The organism is Nocardioides sp. (assembly GCF_035503875.1).
Classification (GTDB): Bacteria; Actinomycetota; Actinomycetes; order Propionibacteriales; family Nocardioidaceae; genus Nocardioides.
In genome coordinates this window covers 162482-175772 of sequence record NZ_DATJTA010000008.1, presented here as the reverse complement: position 1 = coordinate 175772, position 13291 = coordinate 162482, and the positions used below count along the sequence as shown (strand labels likewise).

Here is a 13291-nt window from a genome sequence, read left to right as displayed (position 1 = left end):
GGGACCCTAGCCGAGGACGACGGCCTCGCCCGGCAGGTCGTCGGCGACGTCCGCGGCGATGCGGCGCCGGGCCTCCCGGGCGTACTCGTCGTGGAGCTCGAAGCCGGCGGCGCGGCGCCCGAGACGTCGCCCGACCGTCACCGTGGTGCCCGAGCCGGCGAACGGGTCGATGACGAGGCCGTTCTCGGGGCTCATGCAGCGGATGAAGAACTCCGCCAGACCTTCGGGCATGGCGGCGGTGTGCGCGACGCCCTTGTGCTGGTTGTAGGTCTGCGGGACGGAGACGACGTTGCCGGGGTCGGCGCCGCCCTTCAGGTACGTCTTGGTGCGGTCGCGGCCGAACCCTGCCTCGGTCGAGCGTCGGCCGAGCGAGTCCTTCTTGCGCCGGTCGATCTCGGCCTGGTCGGCCTTGTAGGGGACGCGCACGGCGTCGAGGTCGAAGTGCGGGGTGCCCTTCGCGAAGTGGTAGACGTACTCGAACGCATCCTTCGTGCGCGTGCCGAACCTGCCGGGCATGGCGTTCGGCTTGGCCCAGATGTAGGTCTCGATCCAGCGCCAGCCCAGGTGCTGGAGGGCCAGGACGAGCTCGTAGACGTAGGGGTGGCGCTGGCCCCGGAGGCTGCCGGATGCCGCGACCCGGTTCTTGATGTTGATGACCATCGAGCCGGTCTCGGTGGACGCCTCGAGCATCGCGCGAGCGTGCGGGAGGAACCAGTCGACGTAGCGGTCGGGGTTGATGCGCGAGTAGGCGCGCTGGTCGGCGTACGGCGGCGACGTGAAGAAGAGGTCCACCGAGTCGGGCCGGAGCCGCGGGAGGAGGTTGGCCGCGTCGCCCTGCATGACCCCCTGCGCGAGCAGCTCGTCGAGGTCCAACGGCGGGTGCGCCTTGCCGACCGGCGTCCGCGGCTCGGCTGTCGGCAGTGGCCGGACGTTGCTCACTCCTGGTCCTCCTTCTTCCCGCACGAGACATGTCTACCGTCGTACGACGCGCTGACGGTGACACCGTGCCGTACGGCACCGACAGTGACCTTCGTCCCGTCGGTGCACGCAGCCGGATCCTGCCGATATCCGACGTACGGGGACCCCGTCACCGCTCGGAGCAGCCCGGCTCCCGGAAGTGCTGGAACCAGGCCGGCAGGAGCTCCTTGTAGTCGGCGGCGGTGACCGGTCGGTCGACCAGAGCGCCGCCCGGCAACGGCACCCGGACGGGTGTGCCGCCGTTGACGAAGAGCACGGCCCGGACGCCGCTGGTCGAGATCGCCGTCAGGACGACCTGGCCCACGGCCGCAGGGAGTCGGTCCGCGCTGATCGCCGTCTCCGGGTCGACCTCGACCTCGGCGACGCCGTCCCGGACCCGGCGCAGCACGAGCGTCGACTCCGGCGGCAGGGCGGTCGAGCGACCCGCGGCGCGCGCGTCGTCCCGCGGGCCGGCGGCCAGCTCGCGCAGGAGACGCGTGACCACGGCGGACGGCCGCTCCTCGCACGTGGCCGGGACGACGGCCGGCACGAGGCGGCTGTCCGGGAGCAGCCAGAAGATCAGCGGCTGCCGCCGTGGTCGCCCGCGGCGGTCACCCACTCCTGGTTGCGACGACGCCGGCTCCAGGAGCCGGTACGGGACGACGTCGTCGTCCACGCGGCGCACGTTCCCCTCCCCCGGCAATCCGCACGAGGACAGGAGCACGGCGGCGATCACTCCCAGGACGCCGGCCGCGCGGCGCCGCCTCCGCGGGGTCCCGGTCATCGGGGCTCCTCCCCGGTGCTGTCGGAGGGCACGCCCCTGACGGCCGGCAGCCGCAGCACGAAGACCGCGCCGCCGCCCGGGCGGTCGGTGCACCAGACGTCCCCGTGGTGGTTGCGCATCGTCTCCTCGACGATGCTGAGGCCGAGTCCGCTCCCGGTTCCCGCCTTCTGTCCTCCGGCCCGGGCGAAGCGCTCGAAGATCCGTCGTCGCTCCGCCGTCGGCACACCGGGGCCGCGGTCCTCCACCTGTACCTCGACGTACGCCGCCGTCTCGACCACCCGGACGCCGGTCAGGCCGCCGCCGTGGAGGTCGGCGTTCTGGAAGAGGTTCGCGAGGGCGCGCAGCACCTGCGGGCGATCGACGAGGACCACCGCGCCCGGCGCCGGCGGCTCATCGGACAGCAGGTCGACCGACCGGCCCGTGGCGCGCAGCGCCTGGCCCACGAGGTCGCGGGCGTCGATCGCGGACGGCGGGGCGTCGTGGGCACCCGCGTTCAGCCTCCCGAGCGCGAGGAGGTCCTCCAGCGCGCGGCGGAACCGGGTCAGCTCGTCGGCCATCAGCTGGACGGCGCTCGCGGACCGGGGCGAGAGGTCCGGTGCGTGCTGGAGCAGGCTGAGGCTCGTCGTCAACGTCGTCACCGGCGTCCGGAGCTCGTGACTGACGTCGGCCGCGAACCGGGCATCCCGCTCGATCCGGTCCTGCACGGCGTCGACCATGTTGTTGAACGCCCCGACGAGGGCCGCGAGATCCGGGTCGTCGGTGTCGCGCAGCCGCGTGGTCACGTCGCCGTCCGAGACGCGGACCGCCGCGGTGGTCACCTCGTGGAGCGGTGCCAGCACCCGGCGACTCGCGGCACGTCCGAGCAGCGCCCCGCCCACCGTCGTGAGCGCGGCGCCGATGCCCAGCGCGAGCCTCAGCGCCCACAGGGTCCGCTCGAGCTCCTCCGCCGCTGCGACCTCGTAGTACTCCGCGTCGACGGCCGGCAGCGGGATCCCGACCACCACGGCGTGGGGGCTCGTCGCCTCGGTCCACGCGACGCCCACTCCCCCGTCGGACACGATGTCCTGCACCTCGGCCGTCGTCTCCGGTCCGCCGCTGTCCAGCGACGACGAGTACCAGGTGCCGTGGCGGCGTACGTAGATGGAGGCACCCGCCGGTGGCGAGATCGACCCGAGGACGTCGCTGACGCGCGCACCCGAGGTCAGCAGGCTGTCGCGGACCAGCGCGGCGTCGGCGAACGCCTGGCGCGTGGCCGTCCGCTCGCGGTACTCGACGAGCTGGTGACGGGCGGCGAAGTACGTGCCCAGCGCCAGCGCGACGGAGAGGACGAGCGCGCCGAGGGCGAACGCCAGGGTGACCGTGGACCGCAGCCCGCGGGCTCGTTCGAGGCGTCTCACCGCACGACGAGGCGATAGCCGAGTCCACGGACCGTGACGAGGGTCGCCGGCCTGCTCGGTTCGGACTCGAGCTTCTTGCGGAGCCGCCGTACGTGCACGTCGACGATGCGCTCGTCCCCGAAGAAGCCCCCTTCCCACACGTGCTCGAGCAGCGAGCTCCGACTGAGGACCCGGCCGGCGTTCTCGGCGAGCACGCTCAACAGCCGGTACTCGGTGTGCGTCAGGTGGATCTCCGAGTCCCCGCGCGTCAGGACGGCGGCACCACGATCGAAGACCAGCGGCCCGTCCACGCTGTCGAGGACGAACGCGTCCTCCGTGCCTCGTCCGTCGGTCCCGCCCAGGGACGGCCTCCTCAGCAGGGCCTTGAGCCGCGCCTTGACCTCCTCCACCAGGAAGGGCTTGGTGACGTAGTCGTCCGCGCCCGCCTCCAGGGCGGCGACGATGTCGGCGACGCCGTCCCTGGCGCTGATGACGACGATCGGGGCCTCGGTCCGCGGGCGGGCCCGCTGGATGAACGAGAACCCGTCCATCCCGCCGAGCATGAGGTCGACCAGCATCAGATCGACACCGGGCGCCTCGATCAGGGTCAGCGCGGTCTCGGCCTTCGCGGCCTCGACGACGTCGTAGCCCTCGTCCTCCAGCACCAGACGAAGGGACGAACGGAGACCGTCGTCGTCCTCCAGGACCAGGAGCCTCGTCATCCCGATCGACGATAGCCGACCCCCGCACGAGGCCACCCCGCGCGCCGTCGGCCGACCGGGATTGTCATGCAACTGCAAAGTTCTCGACGGGCCGACCGTCACGCGTCGCCGCCAGAATCGACCGCCGAGCGTTCCCCGGCCCGCCGGCACGTGAGCGCTCGTGTACAGCCCGCGAGACGTCCCACGAGAGACCGATGCCCTCCAGCACCCCGACCGCTCTGCCCGACGGATCGAGGATCGTCCATATCGGCATGCCCAAGACCGGCACCACCGCACTGCAGGCGGCGTTGCACGAGGCCCGCCCACGGCTGGCGGACCACGGGGTCCGGATGATGGGCCGGGGACGACACGAGATGCGCACCGCCCTCGCGGCGGCGGGCACGCTCCCGCCCTTCTGGCCCGACCGCCGCGAGGAGCGGTGGCAACAGTTGGCCGAGGCATTCCGGACCTCCGAGGCCCGCGCGACGCTCTGGTCGAGCGAGACGCTCTCCCAGGCCCGGCCCGAACGGATCGAGCTGCTCGCCGAGCGACTCGGCGCGGACACCTACGTCGTCCTGACGCTGCGCCCACTCGCACCGCTGCTGTCGTCCCAGTGGCAGGAGACCCTGCGTCGCCGCGGCACCGAGTCCCTGGACACGTGGCTGAACCGGCAGTTCGGTGCCGTCTCCGCGGACGGGGTCGTGCAGGTCAGGCGGAAGCGCCGCATGCCCGACCTCCACCGGTTCAGCCTGCGCCGGGTCGTCGAGGAGTGGGGCTCGGTCTTCGGCGAGGACCGCCTCATCTTCGTCGTACCCCGGCCCGGCGACCGGTCCTTCCACCTCCGCGCCTTCGAACGCCTGCTCGGCGTACCCGACCGCACGTTGGTCGAGCAGGAGGAGCTCACGAACGCCTCGACGCCGTACCCGGAGGCGGAGATGCTGCGCGCCTTCAACCTGGCCTACACCCGGGCCGGCGGCGACCACGCGACCTGGATGTTCACCGCCGGCTCCAGCGGCAAGCACGCCCTGCGCGAGCTCAGGGGCCTGAGCCCACATCCCATCCGCACCCCCCGGTGGGCGGCCGAGCGAGCCGACGAGTACACCCGGGACTGGATCGCCGCCGTCGAGGACTCCGCGGCGAGCGTCGTCGGAGATCTTCGCGACCTCTACTCCGACCCCGCCCACCACCCCGAGGACGTCGCCCCGCCCCACCAGGTCAGCGTCGACTCGGCGGGGCGGATCGCCGATGCCCTGTTCCGCTCGGCCCTGACGCACGGACCCGCACAGCCGCCGGCGGGACTCGACTCCTACACCGCCCGCCAGCTGATCGACGAGCTCGCCCGACGACTCCGCCGCCGACCCAGAGAGTGACCCTGTGCCGATCTTCCTTCGTGAGGGACGCGCCGTCCTGTTCGCCCACGTCCCCAAGACCGGTGGCACCAGCATCGAGCGGCTCTTCCGCCGGGCCGGCTGGGAGACGCACTTCCGGGCGACGCGCCGCAGCGACCCCACGCTGTTCCCGGTGCTGCGCTGCTCACCGCAGCACTACCACGCCACGATCCTGCAGGAGCTCGTGGCCGTCGAGCGCCTCGACGTGGCGTTCCTGGTCACCCGCCACCCTCTCGACCGGTTCCGGTCCGAGTACGTCATGCGGAACATCGGCGACCCCCGGACGGATGCGACCTCGGTCGAGCGCTGGGCCTTCCAGGCCTTCGGCGCGTATCGCGCCAACCCCTTCGTGTACGACAACCACCTGCGGCCGCAGTGGGAGTTCGAGCTCCCGGGTGCCCGGATCTATCGGTTGGAGGAGGGGCTGGGCGCCGTCGTGGCCGACCTGAACGAGCGGTACGGCCTCGGCCTCGACACCGCCATCCCGCACTCCTCGCACAGCAAGAAGCGATCGGGGCCGCCGAGCTCCTCGGTGGAGATCTCCCCCGCCGTCGCCGAGCTCGTCGCCGACCTCTACGAGGAGGACTTCACGCGGTTCGGGTACTCGCTGCCCGAGGCCTGAACCGCGCGAAGCGTCTCCCGACGAGACCGGCCCCGGTCACTCGTCGCGCCACTCCTCGCTGTCGATGCCCAGGTCGTCGGCGTACAGGCGCGGCATCATCCACCGGCCGGCGATCGCACTGCGCGACGTCATCCCGGAGCCGCCCCACGAGAAGCCGTGCGTGTGCGAGCGCCACACCATGCCCCAGTTGTCGGCGTACTTGCGGTAGAGCTTGTTGTCGAAGACCCGCAGGATCAGCTCGTCGCCGTACTGGCCGCCGTTCTGGAAGTTGCTGGACCCCGTCACGACCACCTTCCGGCCGCGCCGGCCGTCGTAGTTGCCGTTGATCAGCAGGATCTTGGTGTGGCTGTAGAGGTCGATCTCGCCGTCGTCGTCGGTGTCGAAGCCGGTGCTGCGCGTGGGCATCAGGCCGCGCTTGGTGGGTTTGGCGAAGACGTCGCGGACCCGGCCGCCGGCGTACCCCACCATGATCTTGACGTCGCAGCCCTTCGCGTAGAGGTTGCGCAGCCGGTTGGCGATCATCACCCCCCGGTCCTTGTCCCAGGCATGCATGTTGACCCGGATGATCGTGCGCCCGGTGTTCGTCCTCGCACCGGTGCACTTCACCCGGCCGAGCAGCCGCGAGATCGGGTCGCGCGACGGGGTCCACCGGGTGCGCTTGGTCGCCGCCTTGTCCCGCGGGAACGGCAGGACGATCAGCTTGTACTTGCCCATCACCTTGACGACGTAGGGGCGCTTCGCGAGCCGGTCGCGCTTCATCTCGCGGAAGATCTTGTCGAGCGTCGCGTGCATCCGGCGCTTGTTGTTCAGGGTCAGCAGGTCGTTCCACTGGTTGAGCGCGCCGTTGAGCTTCATGTTCAGCGAGCCGAGCATGACGACGTTCTTGGCCGTGCCAGTGTGCGAGAACAGCACGAACTTGCTGTGCTGGACGTCGCCCTGACCCCGACAGCTGGCCTTGCACTGGTAGAAGAAGCTCCTCTTGCTCCGCTTGCTGCCGAGGGCCTTGCGGAGCTTCCGCTGCGCCGCCGGGAACTCGTGCCCGTTGACGATCACCTGCACGTGCACCTTGCGCTTGCGCTTGGCATAGATCAGGGCGTCCGCGACCGGCATCCGGTCGAAGGAGAACATCACCATCTTGATCGTCGAGCCCGGCTTGGCCCGCCGGACCGCCGCGATCACCTGCCGCTCCAGCCGGAACTGGCGCTCTCCCCCGACCCGCGGGACGTTGAACTTCACTCCCGGCGTCGGACGCCACCCACCCTTGCGCGCGGCCTCGGCGGGCGGGGCGACGGGAACCAGGACGACGGCGGCGACGGCCGCCGCGACGACGAGCACGAGACGGCTTCGGAAGGTCGCCGCACGCGGGGAGCGCGGGCGCGAGAGCAGGGGGGAGATCGGCTGTGGCACCCGCTCGAAACTACCCGGCGGGACCGGAGATCCTGCGGCCACACCGCCAATGTCACGGAAATGACACACGGCCCGATGCCCGGTCGCGAGCGTTCCGGACTGGGAGCGGTGGTCTGGGAGGTGATGGTGACGCGAGCGGAGTACGACGACCCCGACGTCGGGTCGGCACTCTTCGAAGCAGTTGCGGCGCAGCCTCCACGGCGGTCTGGACATGGAGCCGGTATCTTCTGGCCCTCGCCCGCCCACCGGCACCGCCGACGAGGAGTCCCCACCAGATGCCTGATCCCACCGCCTACCAGTGGATCGACGACGCGCTTTCGGATGCCGCGTGTGTCACCGCAGTCGCGGGAGCGACGGGTCAGGAGGTCCTCGCCGCCTTCGGCGCGGACACGTCGATCAGCCTGGGCCGGGACGACGCCTACGGGTACGACAAGTACACCGCGACGGTCGCCGTGCACGACGTACCCGGCGGAGTCGTCGCCCTCGAGCTCAACGGCTTCCAGGGCTCGCTCGAGCCCGTGCTGGGACGGTTGTCCCGATTGGGACCGGCTGCCAGCATCTTCTGGAACGTGAACGACGACAATGCGTTCACCTGCGCCCGCGACGGAGCGCTCGTCGCCACCGTCGACATGTACGACGCGGAAGACCCCGACGACGTCGACCTTCCCGACGACCTGATGTCGCTGTTCGTGCAGGCCGACGACGAGGACGCCAGCATGTGGGCCGTGGGCATGGCGATGGTCGAGGCCTTCACTGCCGTCCGCATCGGCGAGAAGGCAGTGGCGGCGGCCGGCCCGTTCCATCCCATCCCCGGCGTCTAGAGCGTTCGGCCATTCCCACTGCCGCCTTCACCGACGACCGAGCCAGCGCGGCACGCTTCGGCGATAGGAGTCGTACGACGGCCCGAAGGTCGCGGCGAGCTCGCGCTCCTCGGCCTCGATCTGGACGCGGTCGATCCAGCCGACGAACGCGACGACGGGCAGAAGGGCAGCGACCCGGCCGCGCGCCACGGCCTGCGCGGTCAGCAGCCCGGCCATCCCGACGTACATGGGGTTGCGCGTGATCGCGTTGACGCCACCGGTGACGAGCGCGGCGGGCCGAGCGCCGGCACGCGGGTCGACGGTGGTGCCGTGCCGGCGGAAGGCGACCACTGGAGCGACGAGGACGCCGGCCGACGCTGCAGCCAGAGCGGAGGCCGCGATCGGGTGCGGCCGACCGCCGCGGCCGAAAGCGCGCTGGGCCACCCCGGCGGCCACGCACACCGCGACCGGCGGAACCCGGACGGGTCGACGCGGCGTCACCAGGTCGCCTCGTGGCACTCGCGGGCGGGGTTGGCCTCGACCTGGAGCGTGGCGTGGTCCATGCCGTGCCGCCCCCGCAGCGTGGCCTGGGCCTGGTTGAGCACGACCTGCGAGTCGGCTCCGACGCGCAGCACGAGGTGGGCGGTGGCGACGTTCATGCCCGAGGTCAGCGTCCAGGCGTGCAGGTCGTGGACCTCCGCGACGCCCGGCACGGCCTCCAGGTCGCGGACGACGGCGTCGAGGTCGACGTCCTGCGGGACGTGCTGGCCCAGTACGGCGAGGACCTCGCGGCCCAGCAGCACCGCCCGGACCGCGACGAAGGCGCCGATCGCGACCGCGACGACGGTGTCCCACGCACCCGCGCCGGTGACCGCGACGAGCACGCCGGCCACGATCACCCCCACGCTGCCGGCCGCATCGGCGACGACCTCGAGGTAGGCGCCCTTGACGTTGATCGACTCGCGGGCGCCGGCCCGGAGCAACACCAGGCAGAGCACGTTGACCAGCAGTCCGAGCGCACCCACGACGAGCATCGGCCCGACGTGCACCTCGACGGACTCCCCGATCCGCCCGATCGCCTCGACCACGACGTAGACCGCGACCCCGAGCATCAGCAGCACCGTGAACCCGGAGGCGAACACCTCCGCCCGGTAGGAGCCATAGGTACGCCGACCCGAGCGGTCGGGCCGCGTCGCCACCTTCGTCGCCACCAGGGCGGCGCCGAGCGCCACCACGTCGGCGGCCATGTGCCCCGCGTCGGAGAGCAGGGCCAGCGAACCCGCGAGCAGACCGGCGACCAGCTCGATGACGAAGAACGAGCCCACCAGGACGAAGGCGAGGAGCAGCCGCCACCGGTGGCGCCCGCCGGCGCCGGGGTGCCCGTGGCCGTGACCCGCGCCCATCAGTGCCCCTCGGTCCGGTCGGCCACCGCGGTGACGGCACCCGCGGCGACGAGCAGCGCGTCGATGGGGACGCCGGGCACCAGCGAGTGGAACGATGCCCGCCCCTGCGGACGCGACTCCACCAGCCCGCAGTCGCGCAGGCAGGCGAGATGCTGCGACACCGTCGACTGCGCCAGACCGAGGTGTGCCACCAGGTCGGTCACCCGGTGCGGGCCGAGGTGGAGGTGCACGAGGATCTGCAGTCGTGCGGGCTCGCCGAGCGCCCGGAAGAGCGCCGAGGACACCTCGAGGTCGTCAGCATGGACCGGCTCCGGCGACTCATCGGCACGGAGCGTCTTCATCGTCATGCACCGATACTAGGTGCCGACGGGACGACTGGTCCAGCGAGGCACGGCCCGTTGCTACTATTCGTCGTAGTACATCAGTGGCGAAGGAGCGAGGGTGCGGACGCAGACGAAGGCCGCGTTGGCGGTGCTGGTCGTGATCGTGGTGGCGCTGGGATCGGTGCTCCTGACCAGCCAACTGCGCGACGACGAGGGTCCGGTCGTGGTCGACACCCCCGAGGCGTCGAGCCTGGTCCGGGACGACAGCCGCATCCTCGGCGAGGAGGGCGACAGCGGCGTCACCCTCGTGGAGTTCCTCGACTTCGAGTGCGAGGGCTGCCGCGCGGCGTACCCCGTCGTCGAGGACCTGCGCGAGAAGTACGCCGGCCGCGTGACGTTCGTGATCCGCTACTTCCCGATGCCCGGCCATCACAACTCCGAGCGCGCCGCCCGCGCGGTGGAGTCGGCGGCGCGGCAGGGACAGCTGGAGGCGATGTACGCGCGGATGTACGAGACCCAGGCCGAGTGGGGCGAGGGTCGCGAGCCGCTCGACGACCTGTTCCGCTCGTTCGCCGACGACCTCGGTCTCGACCTGGCGCAGTACGACGCGGACTACGGGTCCGCGGAGGTGGCCGCCCGAGTACAGCGCGACCTCGAGGACGGGATCGACCTGGGCGTGTCCGGCACCCCGACCTTCTTCCTCGACGGTCGGCCGTTCCACCCGCAGACGGTGGGCGACTTCGACACCGCCCTCGACGAAGCGCTGGGGAGGTGACCGTGCGATGACCACCGAGCGTCCACTGGCCTGGGGCCTCGTCGTCGGCGGCGCGGTGGGCCTGCTCGCGTCCGCCGTCCTGCTCGTCGAGCGGATCCGCCTCGCGCAGGACGCGGCGTACGTGCCGACGTGCAGCCTGAACCCGGTGCTCAGCTGCGGCTCGGTGATGGAGTCGGCCCAGGCCTCCATCTTCGGGTTCCCGAACCCGCTCCTCGGCGTCGCCGCGTTCCCGGTCGTCCTGGCCACGGGCGCCGGACTGCTGGCCGGCGCCCGCTACGCCCGCTGGTACTGGCTCGGGCTGCAGGCGGGCGTCAGCCTGGCCCTGGTGCTGATCGGCTGGCTGGTCTTCCAGAGCCTGTACCGGATCGGCGCGCTGTGCCCGTACTGCATGGTCGTCTGGGCGGTCGTCGTCCCCCTGTTCCTCTACGTCACCCTCCGCAACCTGGAGCACGGCGCCTTCGGTACTCGCGCCGCGGCCGGTCCGGTCACGCGGGTGCTGCGCGACTGGCACGCGTCGGTCGTCCTGGTCGTCCTCCTCGTCGTGCTCGCGCTGATCGGCGAGCGCTTCTGGTCCTACTGGTCGACCCTGGTGTGACCGGTGGCCGCCGGTAGACACCGGGCCGGCCCCGGCCGGCGCCGCCGTACGACGCGGCGCGGGTCGGCGGTCCTCGCCGCTGCCGCGCTGGCAGCGGCCGTGACGGTCCTGGGCGTCGGTGCCCACCAGCCCTCCCCCGGACCTGCGGACGTCGGAGACCCGCCGACGCCCGGCCCGCCGGGCGCTCAGCGGATCCTGGGCGGCGCGGTCCTCGACCGGCTTCCTCCGCCGCGCCGACCGGTCGCGACCCGCGGACCCGGGACGTTCGCCGTCGCGCCGGCCCCGCCCGGCGCGGACCCCGGCGCCGCGGTGCGCTTCACCGTCGAGGTCGAACACGGCCTGCCCTTCCGGCCCGCCGAGGCGGCCCGGGTCGTCGAGGCGACCCTCGCGGACGACCGCGGCTGGACGGGACGGCTCGGGACGACGTTCGCCCGCGTCGGGGCGGACGCCGAGCGCGACCTCCGGGTCCTGCTCACCACCCCGGCCACCACCGACGGGCTGTGCGCCCCTCTCGAGACGCGAGGACGTGTGTCGTGCCGCAACGGCGACCTGGTGGTGCTCAACGCCGTGCGGTGGGCCGAGGGCATCCCGGACTACGCCGGCGCGGTGGCCGACTATCGCCGCTACGTCGTCAACCACGAGGTGGGGCACGCCCTGGGCCAGGCCCATGTCGAGTGCCCCGAACCCGGTGCCCCGGCCCCCGTCATGCAGCAGCAGACCTACGGCCTCGACGGCTGCCGTCGCAACGTGTGGCCGACCGTGGCGTGACCCGCCACGTCGGAGACTCGCTCAGTGGCGGGCCACGAACACCCGGCTGCAGCAGTCGCGGGCGGCGGCCTCGATCGCCGGCGCGAGCGCGACGCTGACCGGCACCGAGAGGGCGACCGCGCCCACCAGCGCCACCAGCCCGGTGTGCCCCCACCGCGGTCCGCCGGCCGGACCGGTCAGCCGGCGTACCCGCTCGGCGGCGGCGGTGTCGCCGGCGCCGAGCGCGACCTCCGGGCGCGACCCGGTGCCGAGCGCCACCAGCGCGGTCGCCAGGGTCCGGCGGTCGGTGCGGCCGTGGGCCGCGTCGTCGGCCGTCATCTCGACCAGCGTCACCACCTCGCGGTGCGCGTGCGCGAACAGCCGCACCCGTCCGAACGAGCGGGCGAGCGCGTCGGACCAGGCCAGCGCGAGATGGTGCCGGCCGCGCAGGTGGCGCAGCTCGTGCCCGAGGACCAGCCGGCGCTCGCGGGCCGTGAGCAGGGCGAGCGCCCCGGAGGTGACCACGACGGTGCGCTCGCGGCCGGGCAGGCAGTACACGGCCGGCTCGTCGTGGTCGACGACCGTGAAGCCCTCGGGATGGGGACGGCCGACCAGACGAAGGAGATCGCGCTGCTCGGCACGGGTACGGCGGACACGGCGCAGGCTGCCGACCAGGGTGGCGACGAGCACCGTGGTCGCGCCCGCGGCGGCGGCCAGTGCCGCGATGCCGGGCCACACCCCCAGCGGCGTCTCGTAGTGCGCGACGACGGCCGGCGGGTGCGAGCCGAGCAGGTCGGCTAGCGGGAACCGCAGCGGCAGGAACGGCAGGGCGAGCGCCACCGCCGACAGCAGGGACGCGAGCAGCACCGACGCCGTGAGTGCCTGCCAGGCCAGGACGCCGGCGCGCGGCGAGCGGCGTACCCACGGGGCGGCGGTCAGGACCCGGGCGCCGAGGGTGGCCGCCAGGACGGCGTACCCGGCCAGGACCAGCGGGGCGATCATGCGTCGTCGCGGCCGGTGAGGGCGGCACGCAGCTCGGCCACCTCCTCCGGCGCCATCCTGCCCACGAAGTGCATCAGCGCCGCGCCCCGGTCGCCGCTGCTCGCCAGCGCCTGTCCGAGGAGATCGGCGGCGTGCTCGTCGCGGGAGGTCGCCGACGAGTACCGGTACGCCTTGCCCTGCTTCTCCCGGGTGACGTAGCCCTTGCGGTGCAGGTGGTCGAGGACCGTCATCACCGTGGTGTAGGCGAGCGGACGGTCGGGCGCCAGGACGGCCTGAACCTCGCGGACCGACAGCGGGCCGTCAGCGGCCCAGAGACGCTCCATGACCACGGCCTCCAGCTCGCCCAGCGGCTTCACGATGCGTCCTCCTCGATGGCGCGACTCCCACTACGCGACATCGTAGGTCGTCCCG

The 13291-nt window shown here is 72.5% G+C and carries 16 protein-coding genes; 6 read left to right on the top strand and 10 right to left on the bottom strand.

The genetic code is table 11. From position 1 onward, the window contains the following. Positions 1–6: 6 nt before the first annotated feature. From VMF51_RS02510 to VMF51_RS02495, 4 genes are all read right to left on the bottom strand, one after another. The gene (locus tag VMF51_RS02510) at positions 7–939 is read right to left on the bottom strand and encodes a site-specific DNA-methyltransferase (protein ID WP_325472807.1); all 933 of its coding nucleotides are present in this window, start codon (positions 937–939) and stop codon (positions 7–9) included. A 148-nt stretch (positions 940–1087) separates the two neighbouring features. Continuing rightward, on the bottom strand, positions 1088–1741 hold the full coding sequence (locus VMF51_RS02505) for a GerMN domain-containing protein (protein WP_325472806.1): 654 nt from the start codon (positions 1739–1741) through the stop codon (positions 1088–1090). After that, positions 1738–3138, bottom strand: coding sequence for a HAMP domain-containing sensor histidine kinase (locus tag VMF51_RS02500; RefSeq protein ID WP_325472805.1), 1401 nt, complete (start codon positions 3136–3138; stop codon positions 1738–1740). The genes VMF51_RS02505 and VMF51_RS02500 overlap by 4 nt, the downstream gene beginning before the upstream one ends. Further along, entirely contained in the window at positions 3135–3839 is a 705-nt protein-coding gene (locus VMF51_RS02495; RefSeq protein ID WP_325472804.1) for a response regulator transcription factor, read from the bottom strand. The genes VMF51_RS02500 and VMF51_RS02495 overlap by 4 nt, the downstream gene beginning before the upstream one ends. 194 nt (positions 3840–4033) lie before the next feature. Between VMF51_RS02495 and VMF51_RS02490 the strand changes: the two genes are divergently transcribed. Next, a complete protein-coding gene (locus tag VMF51_RS02490) occupies positions 4034–5188 on the top strand; it encodes a sulfotransferase (RefSeq protein WP_325472803.1) in 1155 nt (384 codons plus the stop codon). A gap of 4 nt (positions 5189–5192) precedes the next feature. Then, entirely contained in the window at positions 5193–5828 is a 636-nt protein-coding gene (locus tag VMF51_RS02485) for a sulfotransferase family 2 domain-containing protein (RefSeq protein WP_325472802.1), read from the top strand. Between the two features lie 36 nt (positions 5829–5864). Here the strand turns inward: VMF51_RS02485 and VMF51_RS02480 are convergent, their stop codons facing one another. After that, on the bottom strand, positions 5865–7235 hold the full coding sequence (locus tag VMF51_RS02480; RefSeq protein ID WP_325472801.1) for a phospholipase D-like domain-containing protein: 1371 nt from the start codon (positions 7233–7235) through the stop codon (positions 5865–5867). 275 nt (positions 7236–7510) lie between these two features. On the opposite strand from VMF51_RS02480, the gene VMF51_RS02475 reads away from it, so the two are divergent. Beyond that, the gene (locus VMF51_RS02475) at positions 7511–8056 is read left to right on the top strand and encodes a DUF6461 domain-containing protein (protein WP_325472800.1); all 546 of its coding nucleotides are present in this window, start codon (positions 7511–7513) and stop codon (positions 8054–8056) included. 27 nt (positions 8057–8083) lie between these two features. On the opposite strand, the gene VMF51_RS02470 is transcribed toward VMF51_RS02475, so the two are convergent. The 3 genes from VMF51_RS02470 to VMF51_RS02460 are packed head-to-tail and all read right to left on the bottom strand — an operon-like array spanning position 8084 to position 9785. Beyond that, a complete protein-coding gene (locus tag VMF51_RS02470; protein ID WP_325472799.1) occupies positions 8084–8536 on the bottom strand; it encodes an isoprenylcysteine carboxylmethyltransferase family protein in 453 nt (150 codons plus the stop codon). Next, entirely contained in the window at positions 8533–9438 is a 906-nt protein-coding gene (locus VMF51_RS02465; RefSeq protein ID WP_325472798.1) for a cation diffusion facilitator family transporter, read from the bottom strand. Before VMF51_RS02465 ends, VMF51_RS02470 begins: the two co-directional genes overlap by 4 nt. After that, positions 9438–9785 (bottom strand): ArsR/SmtB family transcription factor, encoded by a 348-nt coding sequence (locus VMF51_RS02460; protein WP_414689429.1) that lies wholly within the window; start codon positions 9783–9785, stop codon positions 9438–9440. Before VMF51_RS02460 ends, VMF51_RS02465 begins: the two co-directional genes overlap by 1 nt. Positions 9786–9879: 94 nt before the next feature. Between VMF51_RS02460 and VMF51_RS02455 the strand changes: the two genes are divergently transcribed. From VMF51_RS02455 to VMF51_RS02445, 3 genes are read left to right on the top strand one after another with little or no spacing between them, the layout of a single operon-like run. Then, a complete protein-coding gene (locus VMF51_RS02455; protein WP_325472797.1) occupies positions 9880–10536 on the top strand; it encodes a DsbA family protein in 657 nt (218 codons plus the stop codon). Positions 10537–10543: 7 nt separating this feature from the next. Further along, complete coding sequence (locus VMF51_RS02450; protein ID WP_325472796.1) at positions 10544–11131, top strand: vitamin K epoxide reductase family protein; 588 nt, start codon at positions 10544–10546, stop codon at positions 11129–11131. Positions 11132–11134: 3 nt separating this feature from the next. Continuing rightward, a complete protein-coding gene (locus tag VMF51_RS02445) occupies positions 11135–11899 on the top strand; it encodes a DUF3152 domain-containing protein (RefSeq protein ID WP_325472795.1) in 765 nt (254 codons plus the stop codon). A 21-nt stretch (positions 11900–11920) separates the two neighbouring features. Here the strand turns inward: VMF51_RS02445 and VMF51_RS02440 are convergent, their stop codons facing one another. Together VMF51_RS02440 and VMF51_RS02435 are read right to left on the bottom strand one after the other, a co-directional pair. Then, positions 11921–12880, bottom strand: a complete 960-nt coding sequence (locus VMF51_RS02440; protein WP_325472794.1) for a M56 family metallopeptidase — start codon at positions 12878–12880, stop codon at positions 11921–11923. Next, a complete protein-coding gene (locus tag VMF51_RS02435; RefSeq protein ID WP_325472793.1) occupies positions 12877–13236 on the bottom strand; it encodes a BlaI/MecI/CopY family transcriptional regulator in 360 nt (119 codons plus the stop codon). The genes VMF51_RS02440 and VMF51_RS02435 overlap by 4 nt, the downstream gene beginning before the upstream one ends. Positions 13237–13291: the final 55 nt, after the last annotated feature.